Consider the following 22,183-nt stretch of genomic DNA (forward strand, 5'->3'; position numbering starts at 1 on the left):
TGATGTGAAGGGGATTTTAAATATATTTTAATCTAAATCAGTGTTATTTTTAGGTTTTGTCATCGTTTATACTTAGTGTGCACATAAAAATAGAATTTAATTAAAACTAAATAACACTAGATATTCGACAGTTATCATCGAAAAAACAAGTGCTTCGATGTAGCTCACAGGTGCTTGTATCGTTACATTCTGCCTCGCTAGGTTGAGAAAGCAGTTTTAACATTTAAATACAGACGACTCATTTTCTCTGATTTTTATTGCACTTTTTTATGGGGTTATATTTTGTGATTTAGCTAAAATGGAAACTGCAGGTTATTTTTATGTGTAAATAACTTTGTCAGTCATGTATCATATTAATATAAACATAAATGTTAAATGGCTTGAAGGATTGCAAAGCATTAATAAAATTAAAGATGAGCTGTCTTTTTTATCTGAAAAGCAGCCTGACCCGTTTTTTATAGAAGGGTACATAGTTGGGTTAGGATTAACGCCACAAACAGTTTTACCAAGTGTCTGGATCCCTAAACTGTTTGGTGACGATACTCCTGATGATGAAATGCATTTAAGATCGTTAATGGACTTTTATCATGTCTATATGGATAGAGTGATGGAAGGTAATTTAACACTACCCATTGAGTGCTCATTGTCGAAATTGGACCTGCAAGTGGCACTTCGAAACGACATGCCATTGCCAAACTATTGTATGGGCATGCTACTATCCTTATCTTTTATTGAGCAAAATAGCCTTAGCCCTGCTCAATGTAGTCAACTTGAAAAGTTAAGACAAGTGTTGAGTGGCATGAAGAGTTATTTAAATGCACAAAACACTTTCGGAAGAAACTGCGACTTTCGTGAGCAAACATTATTGGCTCATAATGACTTGGTACTGTGTATAAAAGAAACCGCTTATGAAATGCGGTTTTCAGAGCAGTGTATTCAGGAAGCTGAAGAAACTAGCTCGCTACCAGGTTTTAATCGTGACCAAATAGAAAGCCATCTAAATGATATTCTGAATAAAGATAGTCAAGCCACACTTAGATTAATTGATGAACTTATCACCGTTATTGAACGAGAGCTTATCACTGTAAACTTTATAGAGCAGTTCAGGGAGGAGATTGAAAACCTCCATGAAGCACAGCCTTATTTTATATTGAAAACGAGAAAAGCGCAGATCCATTTTAATTTAGATGAATTTGATATAGCCCAGTGTGTTTTAGAAGAGTTATTGGAGCTTGCCCCAAGTGACTATTATAAAAATCGATATCAGCTATATAACTGCTATATTAAACAAAAAAAATGGTCGAGTGTGAGTGAGCTTATTGATAAGTTTAATTCTTGTAGTCTTCCAGATCGTGCAACTCAATTACTATGTGAATACGCCCAAAACGGTAATAGTCAAAAAGCTCAAGAGTTAAAAAGTGCTATTAAACAAAAGTTTCCAGACTTTATTACCTTAACTGAAGCCGATTCTCAAAGAGAAACCAACCAAATATCTGATGCGTTGACTGAATACCTAGGTAAAGGGGGGGCGAAAGCTTGGCGCTCAGTAGAGGGAAGTTTGTTTTGGCTTAAGGTTTGAAACAAAGATTGTCGGTTTCAGTGGTCGTGCAAGAAACCGACAAATCGAAAGGTGATTGCACTGAGCTAAGCTACTTCTTCTTGTTCTTGAGATAAGAATTCATTCATTGTGAGCGGTACAGATGCAAAGTATCCTTGAATGTATACATTTGGAAAGCGCTTCATATACTGGTATTGAAATCTATTTTCAACCCCTTCAACAATAATCGTTTTATTACTGTTTTGTGCTGATTTTATAATGGCGTCTAGTCTTGGAGCTTGTGCTTCTTTATCCTGAATATGCGCAATATACGTTTTGTCAACTTTAACTGAGTTGAAGTAACGACTGTTCAATAAGTCACTATTTCTGTTTTCTTTACCAAAATCATCTATCGCAAAACTAAAACCAAGATTAGACATTTTCCTCAATGTGTTGATCGCATTATCACTGAGCTTTAAATCGTTACCTTCAGCTATTTCAAAAGTGATAAATGCAGCAATTGATGGCGTATCTCGAATAACCTTTTTGAGATAGTTTATTAGGCTTTCATCCTCTAATAGTTGCGCCGAAATGTTCATATGGATAGGCTTTAGCCTTTCACGGGCTTCAAGCTTTATTTTTAGCATAGAGTAAATCTGGTTGATGACTATTTTTGTTAGTTCACTATGTAGCTCAGGTTTGTCCTCTATCATCGGCATGAAGGCTTTCGGGCCCAGATTTTTGGTATTACGCCATCGAATAAGCGCCTCGTAGCGTCGAGGTCTATCTATATTAGATGTTTTGAAAATAGGTTGAAAAACAAGGTAAAAATCATCTTGGTTAAATGAGATGCTGTTCATCAACTTGAGTAGCACGTGTTTTCTATACATCTCTGCTTGATATATTTTCTCATTGTGAAAAAACGTACCTGTTGGTGATTCCAGTGCGTATTTCATTGAAAATGTCAGTCTGCGTTGTACTTTGTCTATACCATACAGAGAAGACTGTCCCGTCAAGCTCATAGAAGAAATTGCATAGTCAATCGGAACTTGTGTGTTATTTACCCAAACTTGTTTGGGCAGCTTTTCTAAGATTTCTTTTTGTTTTGCTTCAGCTTCTTTTTGGTTGGATTCTGTATCATGGGTAACAAATGCCATGACCATATAATCAGAATCGTGCAGCGCTAAGGCAAATGGCTGGCAAGACTTACCTACCTCTTTAAACAGTTGAGTAAGTGTATCTTGATTGTTTTCGATAGAATCAAAAACGGGTGTTCTTCCTAGCTTAATTAAAGAGACGTGAAACTTAGAAAACTTCCTATCTACTTTCATTAACTTCTGCATAAAAAACAAATAATTAGGGATGTCGCTAGTGCCGTGATACAACACTGACTTACTTAGCGCTTCTTTTGCTTTTTTTAGTTCATTTAAGACTTTTAAATCCTTTTTATGGAGTCGATTAGTCCTTACGAGTGCAATGATGCTCATTGCTGCAATAATAATTGCTATGCTTAAATAAATATTGTTCATAAAAGAAAAACAGTTGAGAAAAGTACGGATTGAATTTAAATACAAAAAAATGGACGAAATATGTGTTTTTTGTCGATTAAGCGGTTATTTACATTACAGTCAATTACAGAACAGTTCACAGGCTGAACAAGATTCATGATTTAAATGCAATTTTAGAGATGTTAATTACCAAATGAGCGTTCGATATGTTCGTCAATTTCAAACTCGTGGTTGCGAAAAGATTTGAGTAATTTATAGCTTAAGGGAAGGCGTCTATGAGGCCTGGACTTTTTGACTTCTCGGTATGAGGGGTTTTTATCAAGATCGATTAGTCCCATAGCCCATTTGCGAAAATTGCGCTTTTTAATTGGGTTACAAATCAGCGCTTCGACATTAATATGTCTTTTATCCTGTTTGATATGCTCAAACAGTTGCTCTACTCTAGGTCTTTCTCCTTCAATAACTTGCATAAAATGGTGGCCATCGTAAAGTAGCATTCCCGATATACCTCGAAGTTGATTGGCTGCGGCGCACTGCCTGCGTAGGGACTCTAATTCTTCATCACACAGTGGGGTGGTCACCGTGCTAATATAAATAAGCTCAATCAATTCCATGGCATTACCGACTTTATTGCAATATAAACAAAGATAGACAGCAATGCAGAGTTTTGCACTTTAAAAAGCGGGTTAGTGGTTGTGATGAGTCTAATTGAGGGGGAAGCCCCCTCAAAAGTTCTGTTATTTCAAGCCAATGCTATGTTTAACAGTCACTTCGCATGGCGAAGAGTTTTTACCAAATGCCGATTGTACGAATAGCTGATCGCCAGGTTTTAAGTTAGACAGGATTAACTTAGTTGTATCGTAGCGACGCTTAGCAACCTGATCATCCCAAGCACCTGAACTATCTTTATTTACATCATAATAGATCATACAACCGCCTGTGGCGCCCTCATTGGTTGTCCAATCAAAGTTAATTGTATAGTTAGAAATGCTATAATTGAACTTAGCATTTTGATTTTGGCCATAGCTGTCAGTGATGTTGACATATGTCCATCTGGCTTGTGGTACACCAGGACGCGGCTGTTCGGTAATATTAACACCTAAACTTGAGTCTGCATAAGCCGAAGCGCCAACAGACATTGCAGCAGCCACGATGGCCAATTTTATATACTTCATTTTAAATTTCCTTTTTTATATTTTCATTTTTATATTTTCAGTCAACCTCTAATTTATAAACTGTATTTCTGAGGTTAATTTGAAAACGAACCCAATTTAACACGCCAAGATTACAATTTAAATTCTCTTTTGTAACATTTAATTATTTTAGATAACGCGGTATTTGCTGTTGGTATATATGTTGTTTATCGACTTGTTTGTGTCCAGTACCGGAAGAGGTGAGTTTTGTTGAAGCATCTGGCTTGCGCACTTTACTTTAAAGCAACCCTCTCCTACTTTTTTAGTAGTAGAAACTAAAAGGCTTGTTTATGCGACAAATAGGGGGGCAATGTTAATGCTGACATTGTCAACGCAAACAATATTGCTTATGTGTGCAGTTGGTATTGTTGCGTCAGCAACTGCCCTTACTTTTTTATGGATGGCTAATAGAGACATTAAAGCTACTGCGTTTTGGGCTGTCGGCCCGTGGCTACTGGTTGCCAACTTTTGCCTTTTCGCGGCTCAAAATTCACTTCCCTATTTTTTTAAACACATTGTTTCTAATTTTTGTGGTCAGTTGTCTTTAATCATGATGCTGGTTGGCTTGTATTATGCGGTTCAAAGACGCCCGCCTTGGCGAATATTTGGGGTATATCTGGGCGTGTTTCTAATATGTTTGGGCATTTTTACTTTTTGGCAGGACTCATACGGTTTGCGACTAAAGTTGTCTGTTTTGACAATTTTATGTACCTCAATCTGGATAGTCGCCATTTTAGTTGAACATCGTCGCAATAGATTTGAAGTTTCCGGAGCACTCGTTGTGTTGGGGCTTGGGTGCTTAAACACGGCTGGTATTTTTCGGATAAGTGCTCCTATTAGCGAAGGTTCAACTAGCATTTTGACAGATACGAGTATCTATATTCAGCTGTTTTTTATCACCATCATGATTGCACAGTTAGTGTTTAATTTTGGTTTTGCCATTATGGTTGGGGAGTTGCATAATTTTGCAAATAAGCGAGCCCAACAAGCGCTACTTAACACTAACCATGAACTAGCTATTGCGAAAAAGCGGGCTGAAGAAGCATCAAGGCACAAATCTGAGTTTTTGGCTAATATGAGCCATGAGATCCGCACCCCCATGAACGGTGTTATTGGAATGTTGGAACTGGTGGAAAAAGAAGGGCTGAGTGAGGTTCAGCACAATTATGTAATGACTGCAAAATCTAGTGCAGATGCTTTGATGGTTGTAATTAATGATATTCTGGATTTTTCTAAAATAGAAGCAGGCCGGCTTGAAATTGAGCATGTTGAGTTTGATATCATTGAACATAGTGCTTCACTTGTGCAGGCGCATGCTCACGCAGCTCACGGCAAAGGACTAGAACTAGTACTTGATACATTAGGTGTGACTTCTCGCTGGGTAAAAGGAGACCCCATTCGTTTTAAACAAGTCTTGGGAAACTTGGTGGGGAATGCGCTGAAGTTTACGAGCCAAGGAGAAGTAACAGTGACATTAGTTACTGTGTTACACAACGATGAGGTAAAGTTGATCGGGCATGTTAAAGATACTGGGATAGGTATAGAGTTAGATAAACAAGAAAAATTATTCCAGTCCTTTTCTCAAGTCGATTCTACAACCACCAGAAGATTTGGCGGAACGGGCCTAGGTCTTGCAATAGTAAAAACTTTATGTCAGTTGATGGGGGGCAATACGTCGTTGCAAAGCGAAGTGGGTGTCGGCAGTGTGTTTAGCTTTGAAATTATACTGGAACCGGTGAAAAAGTTAGATCTAGTTCCCGAAGCTCGAATACAGTCGGTGTTGATTGTCGACAGTTCAGAAGCTTCGGCTGAATTACTCAAAAAGATGTTTTGTCCGTTTGCGCATGAAGTGGTTGTGGAGACTAATTTCAAGGATGCACAGTCAAGCTTACGAGAAGACACCGAGTTGCTCCTTTTGAGTCGGTATGTGGCGGGAAAAAAGACCGACAATTGGTTAAAAAAGTGGAAAGTTAGCTCCACAACTACGGCAATTGTTTTAACTTTACTCAGTGATACACACAGTAGTGGGTATTTTAAAAAGCTCGGGTTTTCAAGTCGTGTAAACAAGCCGTTTACCCAAAAAGAGCTTGAGAGTACACTTGCATCTATGAACTCAACTGAAATCACAACTACAGATAATGATTCTCCTCTTGAACGTTCATTTTCTCATCAAACCGTTTTATTGGTCGAAGATAACCCCGTTAACCAACTCGTAGCAAAAAAAATGCTAGATTCTATCGGTTTGATTGTAGAGCTGGCGAGCCATGGACAAGAAGCAATTGATAAACTCCAAGAACAGGAACATGACTACCAGTTGGTCTTAATGGATTGTCAGATGCCGTTTATGGATGGGTTTGAAGCAACGCGCCGGATCCGAAATGGGGAAGCGGGTGAGGCCTTTTTAGACATTCCAATATTGGCACTTACAGCAAATGCCATGAAAGGAGACAGAGAGGCTTGCATTGACGCAGGGATGAATGACTACATTACCAAGCCAATCCAGATGGAGAGTTTAATGAACTTCTTATCTAGGTATTTGTCACCAGAACTTGCTCGCTAACCAACATTATGACCGCTCATCAGCTGAAATATTGCTCTTTTTGAGGATGTATGCAGCGGTTTAACCTGTGGGCGAGTGTGTATACCCTCAACATTGATATATGCCTATTTTTCGCGGTGTTTTATTTATTTCTTTTTTAATGACACTTGCTCGTAAAGCTCAACTTTGTCCATTTTATGCAATACCGGGTTGAACAATAGTAGATGGCAAGTTGGATTTTTTGTGTCAATCAGAGTATCAAACAGTCACAGAAAACGGTGGTGTCGCCGCTAATCCGAAGGCTGGCGCTTGTTTATATTCTAAAGGCATACACCAAATTCGTATGCAGGTAATTTTCTGGTGAATTGAAAACATGGGGCTTTGTCCATATTATATTTTTATTCAATCGCAATGAGGAACTCCCATGATAGACTTTCGCTCGGATACGGTCACCCAGCCTTGCAAAAATATGAGGCGGTTAATGAGTAATGCTATGGTTGGTGATGATGTATACGGAGATGACCCTACCGTAAATGAGCTTGAGCACTATAGCTCAGTGAAACATGGCTTTGATGCATCTATATTCGTAACTTCAGGTACACAGGCCAATTTATTGGCAATTCTCGCGCATTGTGAACGAGGTGATGAGTATATTTGTGGCCAAGGTGCACATAATTATAAATACGAAGCGGGTGGGGCCGCAGTTCTGGGTTCTGTGCAACCTCAACCCTTGGAAAATCTGCCCAATGGAGAAATCTGTTTAGAGAAGGTTGTTGCGGCGATTAAACCAAACGATTTCCACTTTGCGAGAACTAAAATGTTGAGTTTGGAAAACACCATTGGCGGTAAGGTGTTGAGTTTAGCATACTTAAGTGAAGCTCGTTCTTTGACTAAAAAGTATGGGCTTCAGCATCATTTAGACGGGGCGCGCGTGTACAATGCTGCTGTTGCTTTGGGTGTTGATATCAAAGAGATCAGCCAACACTTTGACTCAATGACTGTGTGCTTGTCTAAAGGTTTGGGAGCGCCTGTTGGCTCGTTACTAATGGGCAGCTTCGAATTCATCGAAAAGGCGAGGCGGCTTAGGAAAATGCTTGGTGGCGGCATGCGTCAAGCGGGTATTCTCGCCGCAGGTGGTTTGTACGCACTTAAGAATAATGTTGAACGGTTGGAGCAAGACCATGAGCATGCTCGCTATTTGGCCAGCAGGATTAATGAACTACCAGGGTTTGATAGCACGCCATATGAAGTGCAAACCAACTTGGTGTTTTTGAATGTCGATAGCAGCATTGATATACAAGCATTTACCAAAGCTATGTATGACAAAGGCATAAATATGACGCCAGGATATCAGGGAATGCGGTTAGTGACGCATTCAGGTATTGATAAAAGTGATATTGACAATTTTATTGATGTTGCAAAAGCAAATTTAGCTTAATTGAAAAGCCATTATTTTTTGATTGAAAAGGCATTGCCTAGGGTAATTGAGGGCCGTGTATCTAATACAAGGCCCATTTTCTATAAACCAAGCTGTGTGTTAGCATATTTCCTTTTATTCCAAGCTTGAGCAACTCACATTACAGTTTAAACCTGCCAAGCTCTTCGGTGAGTTGATGGCTATCTTTGTTTACTGTTTCTAACATGCGTATGACTTTGTCCAATTCCGCAATTGAGTCGCCTGCCAAGTCTCGAAGTCGTATGATATTTGAGTCCATCTCTAACGAAGCGTCAGACTGCTGGACCATAGCTTGAGCAATATTATCGACCGCTGCGTTTGCATCGTGCTCCAGTTCCATAGCCTTGTTTAATTGCTCTGATACATCTCTGATTTCATCTCGGGTTTCATCGGTCAACTTATTGCCATTTTCGACTTTTTCGACTGCTTCACTACCGATACGTTGTAGCGCATTAACTGTCCCTTGAATTTGGTCTATGGACTGTTGAGTTCTGTGAGCCAAAGCCCTTACTTCGTCAGCTACAACAGCAAAGCCTCTGCCTTGTTCACCGGCCCTTGCAGCCTCAATTGCTGCATTTAACGCCAAAAGATTAGTTTGTTCGGCGATTGATTTAATCACGTCTAATACGACCCCTATTTCCTTACTCTCTGAACTTAGGCTTGTAATAACACTGACTAGTTCTGACATCTCACTTGATAAAGAGTCAATGTTTTCTACTGAGTGCCGCATTTGCTCACTGGCAGATACCAAATTTTTATCCGTTTCATTGGTACTTTGTGCAGCATGATCTGCATTGCTAGAAATGTCTTTGATACTGACAGTAACTTGATTTATGGCCGAAGCAATCGACTGCGTTTGTAGCTCCTGCTCTTGTATTTTTGAATGTATATTGCTTGTCGCGTTTCTAACATTATTGACAGACACTTCAAGGTGATTTGCTGTTTGCACGATAGACTCAATCAAGGACTTAAACTTCCCTTGAAAGTGATTAAATTGAATGGCAACACTGCCGATCTCATCGTCATCATCAACTTCTATAAATTTGGTTAAATCACTTTGACCAGATGCCAAGTTGGCAAGTGAATCTTCTAGCTTTTTGGTTCGACGCAGTACAAATCGCTCAAACATCATAACCAAAGTGACGATGAGCAGTATTAAAACCAAAAGGGAACCCAACAAAATATAATTTCGAATATTCGAAGTTAGAGCAGTTACATTTTCCAATGGTTTGGTTACTTCGAGGGCGCCTCTCACATCTCCTTGTTTCCAGCCAACTTTTGGTGTCAAAGGGTGCGTATTGTGGCAATTTACGCAGGCTTGTGCTTGCATGGTGTCCGCCACAGCAATCCGTAAGTATTGATTGTTATTTGACTCAATTATTTTTGAATAAACTTCTTTAGGGTTGGAGGTAAGGTAGTTCCATGCCTCTTTTTGAAACTCGTCAAGTTGCCTGTGTTTACGATTTGGAAATGGGTATTCACTATAAAGCTGTATTTTGGTGCCTGACCGAGATAGGAGCTCACTCAACTCATGGATGAGCGTTGCAGGCAGCGGAATCGCATTATTGTCATTGCGGTGTTCAAAATGTGGTGACATACCAAATGCTTTTGCTTTTGAGATCACATTTTTGGTGTAATAACCTCTTAGAGTTTTAAACTGATTAACAGTTACAATTGCGTCGTCCGAGGTGATCTGTAACATGGTTGATTTTATAATAGCGGGGAGTGTAGTTGCGACTAGGATGGCGACAGCGACCATCATTAACCCGAGCGGGAGAACAAACCGTCGTGTCATGGACTGACTGCTCATGGCTATGTTCACTTCCTTTAAAAATACTTTGTTTAAGCATAGTACAAATGACGTAAATGCAAGGCCTTAAGGCGTGTATATTTTGATTGCACAGTCCCTGATGCACTCTGTTGTTTCACGCGACATTAAAATGCAACTTTTCGGTTTAAACCATGCTGATGTATGCAAATGTACATTTGTTTAGGCGAGTACAATCAAATAACATTTATTGCGGCCTAAGTGTGCTTTAAGGGCTGACTTCCTTGCTCGGTGAAACAGACATAACCAGTCGTACATCACTCTTTTGCGTGCTTTGTTCATGTTACAAGGTACACAACTTTCTGACACAGAAAAATCATATTTCCTTGATACTTAAAGTTATTATTTTTTTCACTCAAAGTCTTGCGTGTTATTTTCACTTATTACTGTAAATGGATGTAAACATGTGGTCCGGATTTTACTCATATTTGACTGATATTTACTATGTCATTGAACACATTCATACGGATTTAGCTTAACCCTGTCACTAGTATTATCTGCATGACATTCTTGGAGGTACTTTTGATGAAAAAACAACTATTAACGGCCGCATTGGCCTTATGTGCAACGCAAGCGCAAGCTGCTAATTTAAGTAAATCTTACTTAGAGATTGGGTATTCAACAACAGAATTCACAGATAATACTTACTTTGACAACAAAACAGATTTGGATTTGATTGGCCATCAAATGAGCTTAAGTTATGAGTTTGAAAATGGCTTTTATAGTGGTTTACATATTAAACGACATAGGGATACATTCATAATATATTTAATTGATCAAGATGTTGATTATGATGAAAACCTCTTTGAATTAGGGTATGTCCTAAATCAAACTGAAAAGGGGCGGCTTTCTATAGGTGCTTATATCGGTGAAATGGAAATCGCTGTTAAAGATAATAATAGTGATGCAAATATATATCGATTGTACACTGAGTATGACCATGGCTTTAATAAATACTTTTCTGCTTTTGCGAAGGCCGGATACGAGTCTATCGACGGAGATAACTCAACGAAAGAGGATGGCTTTTGGGCGCAAGCCGGTATTCGTTTGCATTTGGGATCATCTAGCTTTTCGTGGCGGATTTCTAGAGGGGAAGTGGCGGAACAATTAGCATTTGCATATCGATACTCCTTTTAAGACCTAATCAACTCGCAGGTCAACCTTTGGACCTGCGTTTTTTCTGCTACTCCCTTTTTACTTTAAAAATTAAGTTACCTCGCCAATCAAACCAGAAATACAATAAAAGTAACTAGTATTTGCTACCACTAGATAAAGATTGCTGCATATTGAGACACTTTGATACAGACCTCTTTTTTTGACTCATGTACCATTTTTTCATCAGTTAAATTAAAGGTTTAAGAAATGAAAAACAAAATGCTTTTTATCGTATTAACGGCGATTGGCTTTAATGTGCAAGCGACAGATTTAAATAAAACATATTTTGAGTTTGGCTATTCACAAAGTGATATGGGAAATAGAAATAGCCCGCAGCCAAGTGGTATTCAGTTTGGCTTTGGGTACGAGTTTGAAAATGGGCTTTATGCTGGATTTAATGCCAAAAGACAAGGAGATACTATAGAGCGACCCAATTATCAACTAGATGTGGATTTGGACGAAAACATGTTGGAGCTCGGTTATATTGCCTATGAAACACAAAACGGGCGATTTTCTGTTGGTGGCGCCTTGGGAGAAATGAGCTTCACCCTTGAAGACCGAACAAGAGATGGTGAGTTTTATCGGTTCTACACCGAGTATGAACATAGTTTCAATCAATACTTTTCTGCATTTGCTAGGCTTGGTTATGAATATTTTGACCCAGAGCAGGCTAAAAATGATGATGGAGCTTGGGCTGAGCTGGGTTTAACGGCGCATTTGGGCGTATCGAGTTTGACATGGAAATACCATAATGGACAAGGTATCGACCGCTTAGGCTTAGTTTACCGTTATCACTTTTAAAGTCGTATTTGAAGAAAACAGATTATGATTGGGCTTGAGCCATGAAAATACTTGAGCCCTAGTACCAATAGTACAAAGTTTAGGCTCTTTACGCTGATAAATCTGATGGAGCTATAAAGTAATAGGCTTTGGAATATCGTATTTTTAGTTATACATAGCCATTTACTTTTGTTTCTCATCTTCGGAACATTGGGTGCTTAGCCATCATACCGCTTAATGTAGTTCATTCATGTGTAGTGTAGAAAGTTTAAATCAAGATGTATTGATGCGTATTACTATACCGTGACGTGTATAAATTATGATTGTAGTGATTTGGTTTTAATCCAACGGTGCATTAGTGAATCGACAGTTTTTGCTTGTCTAATATCTAGTTAAAATAATCGCATATCATCCCAATATTTATTATGGTATTACTACTTTTGTCGGTTATCAGAACAGTATTAATAGTGTCGTACTAAGGAATCAAATATGAAAACGATAGGTCTACTTGGTGGAATGAGTTGGGAGTCTACTGCAAATTACTATAAGCATATTAATCAGGGGGTTAAGGATTGTTTAGGTGGGTTGCACTCAGCAAAAATCATGATGAAAAGTATAGATTTTGCTCCTATTGCCCAACTTCAAAAGGCGCAACAATGGGAGACTATGGCTCAAATGCTCTGCCAAGATCTCAAAGATATTGAACGAGCTGGTGCTGATTTTATTCTGATTTGCACCAACACCATGCATTTGGTGTTTGATGAAGTGCAAGCTGCGGTAAACGTGCCTTTAATCCATATTGCCGACCCGACTGGTGAGCAAATCGTTAAAGATGGAAAAAAGAAAGTTGGCTTGCTGGGTACTCAATTCACTATGGCAGAGTCATTTTATAAAGATAGGCTTAAAAATAAATTTGATATTGACGTAATTGTACCCGATGAAAATGCTCAGAAAGTGGTCCACGACATTATTTATAATGAATTGTGTTTAGGTCAAATAAAAAGGGAGTCAAAGCAAGCCTACCTAAACATTATCGAGCAGTTGCAAGCAAAAGGTGCCGAAGCGATAATTTTGGGCTGTACTGAAATTGCCTTGTTGGTAAATGAAGATGATTCATCGGTTGCACTTTATGACACCGCAATTTTGCACGCAAAAAGCGCCGTAACTGCCTCAGTAAATAACTGATTAAAGAGTTCCAACTTGGTAATTCGAGGGAATGCTTTATGTTATTATTTTGACTTAAAGTAATAAAAAATTCATAAAATAGAGCTTTTATTTTAATTTTGTGTAAAAATTTACTCGTTTTAAAAGGAGTAATTATGAAATTAAAATATCTTTCATGTGTTGTAGCTGCAGTGGTTACAAGTTCATCAGCAATGGCATTTACGCAATTAGGCGGGGCTGGTGTAATGCCAATTGGTCATGAGTGGCTTACACGAACGGCAGCGCTTGAGCTAATGGGGCAAGATACTCGGGTCAGTGATCCACAAGATCCAAGACTTACTTGGCAAAATGGCCTAGCGAAGTCCACAGAACTCAATGTAGCTCAACACGAAGTGGAAAGGATCTTATCAAAAGCAAACGAAGATGGGACCTATTGGTCAGAATATGACGCAGTCTTTGCAGCCATTGTTGGTGAAAGGTGGGTGGATATTGCCGGGTTCAATGTCACTTCGGCGAGCACCGATCCGACAGGTCCTAACTGTTTCAATGCTGTGGCGCAGGAGCCAGCAGATTTGCAGCAAGATCACTTTATGCGTCGCTATGATGATATTGGTGGAATAGGAGGTGTGAATGCTGCAAAACGCGCACAACAGCGCTTCATTTCTCACTTTGTAAACGCTGCCATTGCAGAGTCAAAAAAGATCAAAGTTTGGGATGGGGGAGGGTATGCCAAAGCGGTTGAGGTCGATCACAACTATTTTTTATTTGGTAGGGCCGTTCACTTATTTCAAGATTCATTCAGCCCAGAACATACTGTGCGCCTAGCTGCCGACAACTACGAAAAAATCTGGCAGGTAAAAGCGTATTTATGTTCAGAAGGTGCAGAGCAACATACGCATGATACAAAAGAAGCCATTAACTTCCAAAGTGGAGATGTAATTTGGAAGCCCGAGTCTCGGGGACAAAGTGGCTGGCAAGCCTACAAACCGAGCAATATAAAACCTGTTGCATTAGTTTCTCTCGAAGCCAGTAAAGATCTGTGGGCTGCTTTTATTCGCACCATGGCTTTGCCTGTAGAGGAGCGTAAATTGAAAGCGGAGCAGGAGGCAAGGCAATTGGTTGATAATTGGTTGTCTTTTGATGAGCAAGCTATGCTGAGCTGGTACAACGACGAAGAAAAACGTGATCATACCTATGTATTGGCCCCAGGGGAGCGTGGAAAAGGAAAATCATTATTGCAATGCATGGCTGAGTTAAATGTCGGTACAACCGATCAGCTTGAGCGAGTTGCACAATTAGAAGAAGAGCGCCGGCATTGTTTGTACAATATCGAAGCAGAAACAGGGTATAGCGATGTAAATGATCCCCTTATCAATATGCCATACAACTGGAAGTGGAAGTCATTAACATGGAAAACACCACCAGAACAGTGGCAGCCGCAGCAACGTGATGCGGACACAGGAGAGGCTGTTCATATTCATAATGTGGCGACTGGTAAGGCGCTAGGCGCTCAATCTGGCGAAGAAAAAAATGCATTGTTAAATGCCAATGGCGTCAAAGCTGTTGAGTTTTTATTAATCAATGGCGGTGGCGAAGAGGTTTATTTTAGAACCAGAAATAACGCGGAGCTGTTCTTAAGCTATAAAAACAACTTTACTGGAGACGCTATGTTGTGGTCAACGCCAGACAAAGCGTCATTTAACATCGAGCCATACGGCACAAATTTCAATCTCAAAAACAGCTATTGGCAACAATATGTTTGGGCCGATGTTAGCACGGGACAAGTGCATTTATCTCGAAAAGGCGAAGCACATAACAAAAATGCGCAGTGGCAGATAATCAAGCCGTAAGAGTGAATAAGCCCAAAGCATGTAGTTGCTTTGGGCGCTAGCTAGTAATAGAGAAATGAGTCACAGTGACATTGTGGATCTGCTTTAAGTAAGTCTGCATGTAAATCTATCTTCCGTTGACTTTTTTCGTCCCAAACTGTGACAACTTGATTGCGTCTATCTACGATTAAAACCTCAACTGGATGGTCTTGGTATTCAAGCCATTCGCCTTTTTGAATTTCTTCAATGTTCATTATTTCACTCCAGCACCTGCGCAGCTTACGTATTCAGCAACTTTGTATTATCGCTAACAAGTGAAAAGTCATTAATATTTGCAAAGAGTATCATTCGAAACGACTCACCAGCTTTGTTACATTTTAAAAAGCGAGATTATGTAAAAAAGATGATGAAGTCCTTTTAAAGTGTAGAAGGACACAGAAAAAAGCCCAACATATAAGGTGATCCTCGTTGGGCTTTGGTCGTTAGTTTTCATGATGCCCAAAATGTGTGGGCTAAATTTGGGATTAGAAGCTATATGCCACGCTAAATTTAACGCTTCGAGGCAAGATATAGCGTCCGTTGGCTGCTGCTGGGTTACGTGGGTCGCCTTCTGTTAAACCTTGCTCATCTGTTAGATTGTCAATGGCAATTTGCAATTGTACTTGCTCAGAAGGCTCCAAAGTGAGGCCAATATCAACTTTTTCGTAGCCATCAAGCACCGCACTCGGGGTGTTTTGAATGTCGCTGAAACGAGAATCTACCGCAGAGAAAGTACCGTAGACTGTTGCGAACATATCACCTAACTCAAATTCATAGCTTGGTGTGATACGTAGCTGCCAGTCTGGGATACGTTGTGATTTATTACCAGTTAAGCTGGCATCAGGGCTTTGAGCCACTTCACTGTTTTGTAATGTACCGTTGAGGTTCACACTAAAACCTGATTCGTGGTTGTAGTTGAAATCAACCTCAATACCCTGTGCTTCGGTTGTGAAACGCTGAGCAGGTAAATCAGGGCGAACAGAGAATGATTCACCTTTTACTTCGTTGGCAAAAATGGTTGCGAAAAAGTCCATGTTTTCTCCCATGAACTTGTAACCAACTTCGCTTTGAGCCACTTCCTTAATTAACTGATCTCCCGCCGAATATGCATCAAAGTTATCTCTAAAATCGTCAAAGTAAGGCATTTTAAAGCCTTTGTTAAAGCGCACAAATACGCCGCTTTGTTGATCTAGTTTATAATCTGCACCTAGGGTCCAAGAAGTTTTACGAGCGCTAAAATCGACGGATTTAGTGATGATACCATCGAGTCCCTCATCGACTGAGTAGTCAACTTCATGACGTTCACTACGAAGGCCTAAATCTAACGTCAGGCTGTCAGTTGCTTGGTAACTGTGAGTGGTGTAAAACGCAAGTGTTGTGGCGTCACCGTTGCTATTAATATCATAGTTAAAGCCGCAGCCCTCAATTGAATCATTACATGCGATACCGGTCAGCATTTCACCGCCTTGAGCTAAAACGTGATATGCGGTATTCCCTAAGCTCCACCAATCTTTAGCAGATGTCGTTGCTGTATAAACACCAAATGCGCTGTTGATAGTGCCAAAGTCTTTACTGACAGCGAGATCATTCGTAAATGCTTCAATATCTTTGTGTACAACCCAACGGCCATAATCCTGTACACGTGTATCGGCATCATACTCTTTTCCAGTAACTGCACCTGTTGCACTAATGCCATTGTCCGCTACTTCTGACAAATTAACGGCATTGCCAGCAGGTACCAAGCCATATGTGTTTGCGTTACCCTGAGTTAAGCTAAAACGATCGATAAAGTGCCATCCATTAGCCAGTTCTAATGAGATACTTCCCCCTGAGACATGGCCATCCCAGCCGCGCCCTTCTGCTAGGTCAATATCAACTTTACCGTTACCTGCATGTATGGTTGCTTGGCGGTTTAAAGTACCTAGTTGCGTAAACTCAGCATCTACACCGGTCTCATTGAGTGGTGTAGGTAAATACCAAGCGCCAGTGTCATCTGTTTGGCGTGTATAAACATTGATTTCGCCATTTTCCAGTTCTTTGGTCAACTTAATCGTAAATTGATGACCTTTTTCAGATGTAAAACCAGCATCTCGGATCCCTGATGAACGTTTAATATACCCGCCCACCATGTAATAGAGGTCTTCACTGAGCTCACCGCTTAAGACGCCATCTACACGCTGCAGGCCGTAGTCTGAAGTCGTATATTTGAATGTGCCTTCAGTGTCTTCTTGGCCTCTTTTTAATCTAAAGTTGGTTGTCAGCCCAGGCTGGCCATTAGACAACACTGGGTTAGGGCCGCCTCTAAGGCCTTCCATCATTGAGATGGTTTCATCAAGGCGAAAAATTGACGAGTTTTCTAAAAATGAGAGTGTAGGAGCTGGGTAGACTGGTGAACCATCTAGGCTGACGGTTAAAAATGGTGCGTCGCCACTTGATGTAAACCCTCTAACATTGATATTGGCGCCAGATTCGCCCCCTGAGCTTTCTACCCAAACTCCAGGAATGGCCTTGAATAAGTCGGCTGTGCTTTTAGGTGCGAGTCGTTCAATTAAGGATTCGTCAACATTTGTAACGGCATAGGCGGCATCCACTTTTCGGATCCCCATACCGCCTGGAGTACCAGAAATTACAATGGTTTCTAGTTTTTCTTTGGCGTTATTTTTTTGCTCAGCATTGGCCACGTTAGAATAAGTTATCGCGGTCATAACCGCTGCTGCAAGTGCAGAATACTTCTTGCCTAAGTTCACAGGAGCTGCTCCCTTGGTTGTGTCATATGTGTTGTCATAATGACCGACTTGCACGTCGGCATCGCTTATCGCCTCAACTCTGAGTTATTTTAATTTGCTAACTCTGCATAATTTTAGTTGGATTGCACTGGGCGTTATTTTAAAATAGAACTTTATGCAAACGTTTGCAATAGGCGTTTGCGATATTTTTTTACTTTGGATTTACCTATTACGGCAAGTGCATGCTTTTTGATAACTTAGCTTGTGGTATGGGAATAATAAAAACAAAGAGTTAATAAAGTAGCGCTTAATTGGCATTACAAAGGTATAGAGGGTAATTCAGTGTGGATGAATTATCTTGAGTAGTTTAATCTAGTGGCTCAAATTTAGGGGGAGTGTAACCCTTTGAGTGATGCCCAAACATCATAGATGTTTTCTGATGCAGTGAATGAGCAATGCCACATAAAAAATTGAAATTGGCAGATTTAGCCAAATTGGCGGGCGTATCAACATCGACAGCTTCTCGAGCTTTGAATGATAACCCATTGATAAAGAAAGAAACTCGAGAGCGAGTTCAAAAGTTAGCTAAAGAACATAACTTTAGCCTCAATGCTGCCGCGAGCCGTTTGCGTTTGCAGAAAACCAAAGTAATAGCGGTGCTCATTAATCTTGACTCAGAAACAGAGCAGTCTATTGATGATCCATTTTTACTGAAAGTTGTCAGCGATATTAACCTTGCTGTGAATCGGCAAGGTTATGAGTTACTGCTATCCAACTCTTTTATGGCTGGAACTGATTGGTATGGATACTTTATCGATGGACGCCGAGCTGATGGTGTGATTGTAGTGGGTCAAGGTAAGCAACAAGCGCTGATAGATAAAGCCGCAAAAGCAGGCATGCCTCTTGTAGTTTGGGGCGATCCAAAGACCGATGCCGATTACGTCGTGGTTGGAAGTGATAATTTCTTAGGTGGTGAACTCGCAGCAGAGCACCTGATTGATAAAGGGTCTAAAAACCCTATGTTTTTGGGAGATCCTGCGCATGCTGAACTCTCAGAGCGCTATGGTGGGTTTTGTGCTGGCGCTGAGCGAGCAGGCGTAACTGCGACACAGCTTTTAAAAATTGATATTACAAGCCAAGCTGCTTACGACGCGATCAATCACAAGTTACGTAACGATGGCCTCGATTTTGATGGTATTTTTGCGTGTAGTGATATGGTCGCACTCGGCGCAATGAAGGCGTTAAAAGAACGTTATGTCAGTATTCCGAACGATGTTCACGTGGTTGGATTCGACGATATTGCAATGGCCGATATCAGCTTCCCTTCGTTGACTACAATAAGGCAAGATACTAGACAGGCGGGAGAATTGCTGGTGAAAAAGCTCTTGGCTCAACTCAGTGGTCAAAAAGTATCGTCTAGCCAACTAGAGATTGCCTTAATTGAGCGCCAATCGAGCTAATAGAGGAGGTAGCAGCAGCTACCAATTCTGAATGATGTAGCTATAGCCGATAGCCGTGTTAATGTCTGTTATTAAAATCTTAAATGCAAACGTTTGCAAAATTAACTTTGGAGCGCTAGACTGAATTACACTTACAGTATTTACGAGTCTTTCAATGCACAATATGCGAACCATTTTGGCCATGGGGGCCTGTTACTTTTTATTTGCCATATTGCTCAATAGTGTTGGTACAGTTATTTTGCAAGCGATCAATACATTTGGTGTTTCTAAAGCGCAAGCGGCAAGTCTAGAGGGGTTTAAAGATATACCCATTGCTATAGTTTCTTTCTTGGTCGCCACTTTCATTCCTAGAATAGGATACAAAATTGCCTTACTTGGTGGCCTTTCCTTAGTCACTATTATGTGCCTAGTCACTCCATTGGTCGGCAATTTTTGGGCCCTCAAAGCACTTTTTGCTGCGGTTGGTTGTGCGTTTGCAATTGTTAAAGTCTCAGTTTATGCCCTCATAGGTCAAGTTACGGATTCAACGAAATCTCACTCTAGTTTATTGAACACTATTGAAGGGATATTTATGGTTGGGGTATTGAGTGGCTACTGGGTGTTTTCTGCATTTTTAAGTGAGGATATTTCGTCAAATAACTGGCTAAACGTCTATTACTTATTGGCTGGGTTCTCCGTGGTTACGCTGTTTTTAGTTTGGTTTGCGAAAATCGAAAAAAGCACGTCAACAACGCCGAGCTCAAATAGTGCCAGCGGCGATTTTATTGCTATGCTGCGTTTAACCTATCAACCATTAGTACTGGTGTTTATTATCAGTGCATTTTTATATGTTCTCATTGAACAAGGCGTTGGTACGTGGCTGCCGACGTTTAATAATCAGGTGCTCAATTTACCCGTCGATGTCAGTGTTCAGCTCAGCAGTATTTTTGCAGCGAGCTTGGCGCTTGGCAGATTGGCAGCAGGGCAAATTCTCAAAAAAGTCGACTGGTATATATTCTTAAATGTCTGCCTTTTCGGTATGGCTATTTTGGTTTTACTCACTCTCCCGATGACTAAAAATATACCCCAAAACGCGGTAACTAGCGTATTCAATGCACCATTGGCTGCCTATTTGATGCCATTGATTGGGTTACTTATGGCACCAATTTATCCAGTAATTAATTCGATTATGTTAAGTAGCTTGGAGAAGCACCGCCACGCGGCAATGACAGGACTTATTGTTGTCTTTTCTGCTTTAGGTGGAACAACAGGATCTTTGATCACAGGATTTGTATTTGAGTATATGAGCGGCCAACACGCATTTTATATGTCACTGGTCCCGATGGGGGTTATCGTAGTTACCTTATTTCTATTTAAAAAGCGTGCTCAACAAGTAGCGTGCTCGTCAGCAGTATAAGTCGAGGATTAATAATGAAGTTTGAGCACAGTCGCTTATTTAAGGATGTTCAGTTGTCAGGGATGTTCTCTGATAGCAAAGTTTTTTCTGATGCTATTCCAAAACAGTCGTGGCCAGTAGCATGCGCCGAATATGACAAAACACAACCGGCCGACTTAGAAACCTTTGTTGCAACACATTTCGAATTTGCAGAAGCCCCTGAATTACAAGCGCTGAATGATGTCAGAACTGTTCCTGATTACATCGAACGACTTTGGGATCGGCTGGCAAGGCAAGGAAGTGAGCAAAACACCAGCTCTTTATTAGCATTGCCTAAGCCATACATTGTCCCAGGCGGTAGATTTAATGAGATTTATTATTGGGATAGTTATTTTACGGCGCTAGGTTTGATGGACTCAGGTCGTGGAAAGCTCGTGGAAGACATGTTAGAAAACTTTTGTAGTCTAATTGAGTCGCTAGGACATGTGCCTAATGGAAATCGAAGCTATTATGCAACGCGTTCCCAACCCCCAGTTACTGCAATGATGGTCGACTTGCTTTGGGAAACAAAAAAAGATGATGAAAATTGGCTTACAAGAGTTACATCATCATTGCAAAGAGAGTACGACTTTTGGATGAAAGGCAGCGACAAGCTTAGCTCTGATCTTTTACACTTTGACCGTGTGGTAATGATGCCCTGTGGCGGTATATTAAATCGATATTGGGATAACGACCCGTCGCCTAGACCTGAGTCTTATAAAGAAGATATTGAAGATGCAGAACATTTCACTAACGATGAGAAAGCGCATTTTTACAGAAACATTCGTGCAGCATGCGAATCTGGCTGGGATTTTAGTAGCCGCTGGCTGCAAGAACCGGATAATTTAAAAACTATTATGACAACGCATATAGCGCCAGTTGATTTAAATGCGCTACTTTATTTTTTGGAAACCCAGTTGTCTCGCTGCTACCAAGCTACCAGTAACAGCAAAGAGTCACATAGAATGGAAAGGGCCGCAAAACGACGCGCAGCTTTGATCAATCAATATATGTGGGACGAACAAGCCAATTGGTATGTCGATTTTGACATTGAACTCAACTGCAAACGCAATATCGTAACTATGGCAGGGGCAACGGCGTTGTTTTTCAACTTAGTGGAAGATTGTGCTCGTGCACATCAGGTGTCACAAAAAATGATGTCCGATTTTTGTAAAGCGGGTGGGCTTGTAACCACACTGGCAGCAACCCCCCAGCAATGGGATAGTCCTAACGGCTGGGCCCCTTTACAGTGGTTTGGTGTTAAAGGTTTATTGAACTATGGCTTTACGCAAGAAGCTAAAGAGGTCGCAAGCAAATGGTTAAAAACACTTGAATCTAGCTTTGAGGTCAACCAGTGCCTTTTGGAGAAATACAATGTCATTGAGCCAAATAAAAAGGCCGAGGGTGGTGAGTATATTGTGCAGCAAGGGTTTGGTTGGACAAATGGTGTGGCAAGTCGCTTTTATACTTTGTTTGGCAAAAGTGAGTAAACTGGGGTAGTAAAAATGAAAAAAGTGCCTTAAAAAAGGCACTTTGGCTCACAATCAAGAGACAT

Annotated in this window: 16 protein-coding genes; 10 read left to right on the top strand and 6 right to left on the bottom strand. The window is 40.5% G+C overall.

The annotated features are described in order from the left end of the window. Positions 1 to 388 precede the first annotated feature (388 nt). Positions 389 to 1,579 carry a tetratricopeptide repeat protein gene (locus QNM18_RS19665; RefSeq protein ID WP_284138207.1) on the top strand — a complete coding sequence of 397 codons (1,191 nt, stop codon included), beginning with the start codon at positions 389 to 391 and terminating at the stop codon, positions 1,577 to 1,579. A gap of 65 nt (positions 1,580 to 1,644) precedes the next feature. Here QNM18_RS19665 and QNM18_RS19670 read toward each other — a convergent pair whose 3' ends face one another. The 3 genes from QNM18_RS19670 to QNM18_RS19680 form a co-directional block, all read right to left on the bottom strand. Next, positions 1,645 to 3,066, bottom strand: coding sequence for an EAL domain-containing protein (locus QNM18_RS19670; RefSeq protein WP_284138208.1), 1,422 nt, complete (start codon positions 3,064 to 3,066; stop codon positions 1,645 to 1,647). A 161-nt stretch (positions 3,067 to 3,227) separates the two neighbouring features. After that, positions 3,228 to 3,659: a BLUF domain-containing protein gene (locus tag QNM18_RS19675; protein WP_284138209.1), complete on the bottom strand. Its 432-nt coding sequence runs from the start codon at positions 3,657 to 3,659 to the stop codon at positions 3,228 to 3,230. A 123-nt stretch (positions 3,660 to 3,782) separates the two neighbouring features. Beyond that, on the bottom strand, positions 3,783 to 4,220 hold the full coding sequence (locus tag QNM18_RS19680) for a hypothetical protein (RefSeq protein WP_247687175.1): 438 nt from the start codon (positions 4,218 to 4,220) through the stop codon (positions 3,783 to 3,785). 334 nt (positions 4,221 to 4,554) lie between these two features. Between QNM18_RS19680 and QNM18_RS19685 the strand changes: the two genes are divergently transcribed. Continuing rightward, entirely contained in the window at positions 4,555 to 6,798 is a 2,244-nt protein-coding gene (locus tag QNM18_RS19685; protein WP_284138210.1) for a response regulator, read from the top strand. Positions 6,799 to 7,201: 403 nt separating this feature from the next. Further along, a complete protein-coding gene (ltaE, locus tag QNM18_RS19690; protein WP_284138211.1) occupies positions 7,202 to 8,215 on the top strand; it encodes a low-specificity L-threonine aldolase in 1,014 nt (337 codons plus the stop codon). 139 nt (positions 8,216 to 8,354) lie between these two features. Here the strand turns inward: ltaE and QNM18_RS19695 are convergent, their stop codons facing one another. Then, positions 8,355 to 10,043, bottom strand: a complete 1,689-nt coding sequence (locus QNM18_RS19695) for a methyl-accepting chemotaxis protein (RefSeq protein ID WP_284138212.1) — start codon at positions 10,041 to 10,043, stop codon at positions 8,355 to 8,357. A gap of 543 nt (positions 10,044 to 10,586) precedes the next feature. Between QNM18_RS19695 and QNM18_RS19700 the strand changes: the two genes are divergently transcribed. The 4 genes from QNM18_RS19700 to QNM18_RS19715 all read left to right on the top strand — a co-directional run bounded on the left by QNM18_RS19700 (position 10,587) and on the right by QNM18_RS19715 (position 15,010). After that, complete coding sequence (locus QNM18_RS19700; RefSeq protein WP_211008571.1) at positions 10,587 to 11,198, top strand: hypothetical protein; 612 nt, start codon at positions 10,587 to 10,589, stop codon at positions 11,196 to 11,198. A 225-nt stretch (positions 11,199 to 11,423) separates the two neighbouring features. Beyond that, a complete protein-coding gene (locus QNM18_RS19705) occupies positions 11,424 to 12,017 on the top strand; it encodes a hypothetical protein (protein ID WP_211008572.1) in 594 nt (197 codons plus the stop codon). A gap of 468 nt (positions 12,018 to 12,485) precedes the next feature. Further along, positions 12,486 to 13,181 (top strand): aspartate/glutamate racemase family protein, encoded by a 696-nt coding sequence (locus QNM18_RS19710; RefSeq protein WP_284138213.1) that lies wholly within the window; start codon positions 12,486 to 12,488, stop codon positions 13,179 to 13,181. Between the two features lie 134 nt (positions 13,182 to 13,315). Beyond that, on the top strand, positions 13,316 to 15,010 hold the full coding sequence (locus QNM18_RS19715; RefSeq protein WP_284138214.1) for a phospholipase C/P1 nuclease family protein: 1,695 nt from the start codon (positions 13,316 to 13,318) through the stop codon (positions 15,008 to 15,010). 41 nt (positions 15,011 to 15,051) lie between these two features. On the opposite strand, the gene QNM18_RS19720 is transcribed toward QNM18_RS19715, so the two are convergent. Together QNM18_RS19720 and QNM18_RS19725 are read right to left on the bottom strand one after the other, a co-directional pair. Further along, complete coding sequence (locus tag QNM18_RS19720; protein ID WP_023397928.1) at positions 15,052 to 15,243, bottom strand: hypothetical protein; 192 nt, start codon at positions 15,241 to 15,243, stop codon at positions 15,052 to 15,054. A gap of 270 nt (positions 15,244 to 15,513) precedes the next feature. Then, the gene (locus QNM18_RS19725) at positions 15,514 to 17,733 is read right to left on the bottom strand and encodes a TonB-dependent receptor (protein WP_284138307.1); all 2,220 of its coding nucleotides are present in this window, start codon (positions 17,731 to 17,733) and stop codon (positions 15,514 to 15,516) included. Positions 17,734 to 18,209: 476 nt separating this feature from the next. On the opposite strand from QNM18_RS19725, the gene QNM18_RS19730 reads away from it, so the two are divergent. The 3 genes from QNM18_RS19730 (at position 18,210) to QNM18_RS19740 (ending at position 22,118) form a co-directional block, all read left to right on the top strand. Then, complete coding sequence (locus QNM18_RS19730) at positions 18,210 to 19,214, top strand: LacI family DNA-binding transcriptional regulator (RefSeq protein ID WP_284138215.1); 1,005 nt, start codon at positions 18,210 to 18,212, stop codon at positions 19,212 to 19,214. Positions 19,215 to 19,368: 154 nt separating this feature from the next. Further along, positions 19,369 to 20,610: an MFS transporter gene (locus QNM18_RS19735; RefSeq protein WP_284138216.1), complete on the top strand. Its 1,242-nt coding sequence runs from the start codon at positions 19,369 to 19,371 to the stop codon at positions 20,608 to 20,610. Between the two features lie 14 nt (positions 20,611 to 20,624). Beyond that, positions 20,625 to 22,118, top strand: coding sequence for a trehalase family glycosidase (locus QNM18_RS19740; protein ID WP_284138217.1), 1,494 nt, complete (start codon positions 20,625 to 20,627; stop codon positions 22,116 to 22,118). The last annotated feature ends 65 nt before the right edge of the window (positions 22,119 to 22,183 follow it).

It is taken from the genome of Pseudoalteromonas obscura, assembly GCF_030135505.1.
Taxonomy (GTDB): Bacteria; Pseudomonadota; Gammaproteobacteria; order Enterobacterales; family Alteromonadaceae; genus Pseudoalteromonas; species Pseudoalteromonas obscura.

Excerpts from the sequence above, each read along its gene's own strand:
- QNM18_RS19725 (WP_284138307.1), bottom strand. The coding sequence starts at position 17,733 with ATGACCGCGATAACTTATTCTAACGTGGCCAATGCTGAGCAAAAAAAT.
- QNM18_RS19710 (WP_284138213.1), top strand. The coding sequence starts at position 12,486 with ATGAAAACGATAGGTCTACTTGGTGGAATGAGTTGGGAGTCTACTGCA.
- QNM18_RS19675 (WP_284138209.1), bottom strand. The coding sequence starts at position 3,659 with ATGGAATTGATTGAGCTTATTTATATTAGCACGGTGACCACCCCACTG.
- QNM18_RS19740 (WP_284138217.1), top strand. The coding sequence starts at position 20,625 with ATGAAGTTTGAGCACAGTCGCTTATTTAAGGATGTTCAGTTGTCAGGG.
- QNM18_RS19680 (WP_247687175.1), bottom strand. The coding sequence starts at position 4,220 with ATGAAGTATATAAAATTGGCCATCGTGGCTGCTGCAATGTCTGTTGGC.
- QNM18_RS19730 (WP_284138215.1), top strand. The coding sequence starts at position 18,210 with ATGCCACATAAAAAATTGAAATTGGCAGATTTAGCCAAATTGGCGGGC.
- QNM18_RS19670 (WP_284138208.1), bottom strand. The coding sequence starts at position 3,066 with ATGAACAATATTTATTTAAGCATAGCAATTATTATTGCAGCAATGAGC.
- QNM18_RS19720 (WP_023397928.1), bottom strand. The coding sequence starts at position 15,243 with ATGAACATTGAAGAAATTCAAAAAGGCGAATGGCTTGAATACCAAGAC.
- QNM18_RS19715 (WP_284138214.1), top strand. The coding sequence starts at position 13,316 with ATGAAATTAAAATATCTTTCATGTGTTGTAGCTGCAGTGGTTACAAGT.
- QNM18_RS19700 (WP_211008571.1), top strand. The coding sequence starts at position 10,587 with ATGAAAAAACAACTATTAACGGCCGCATTGGCCTTATGTGCAACGCAA.
- QNM18_RS19695 (WP_284138212.1), bottom strand. The coding sequence starts at position 10,043 with ATGAGCAGTCAGTCCATGACACGACGGTTTGTTCTCCCGCTCGGGTTA.
- QNM18_RS19735 (WP_284138216.1), top strand. The coding sequence starts at position 19,369 with ATGCACAATATGCGAACCATTTTGGCCATGGGGGCCTGTTACTTTTTA.
- ltaE (WP_284138211.1), top strand. The coding sequence starts at position 7,202 with ATGATAGACTTTCGCTCGGATACGGTCACCCAGCCTTGCAAAAATATG.
- QNM18_RS19685 (WP_284138210.1), top strand. The coding sequence starts at position 4,555 with ATGCTGACATTGTCAACGCAAACAATATTGCTTATGTGTGCAGTTGGT.
- QNM18_RS19705 (WP_211008572.1), top strand. The coding sequence starts at position 11,424 with ATGAAAAACAAAATGCTTTTTATCGTATTAACGGCGATTGGCTTTAAT.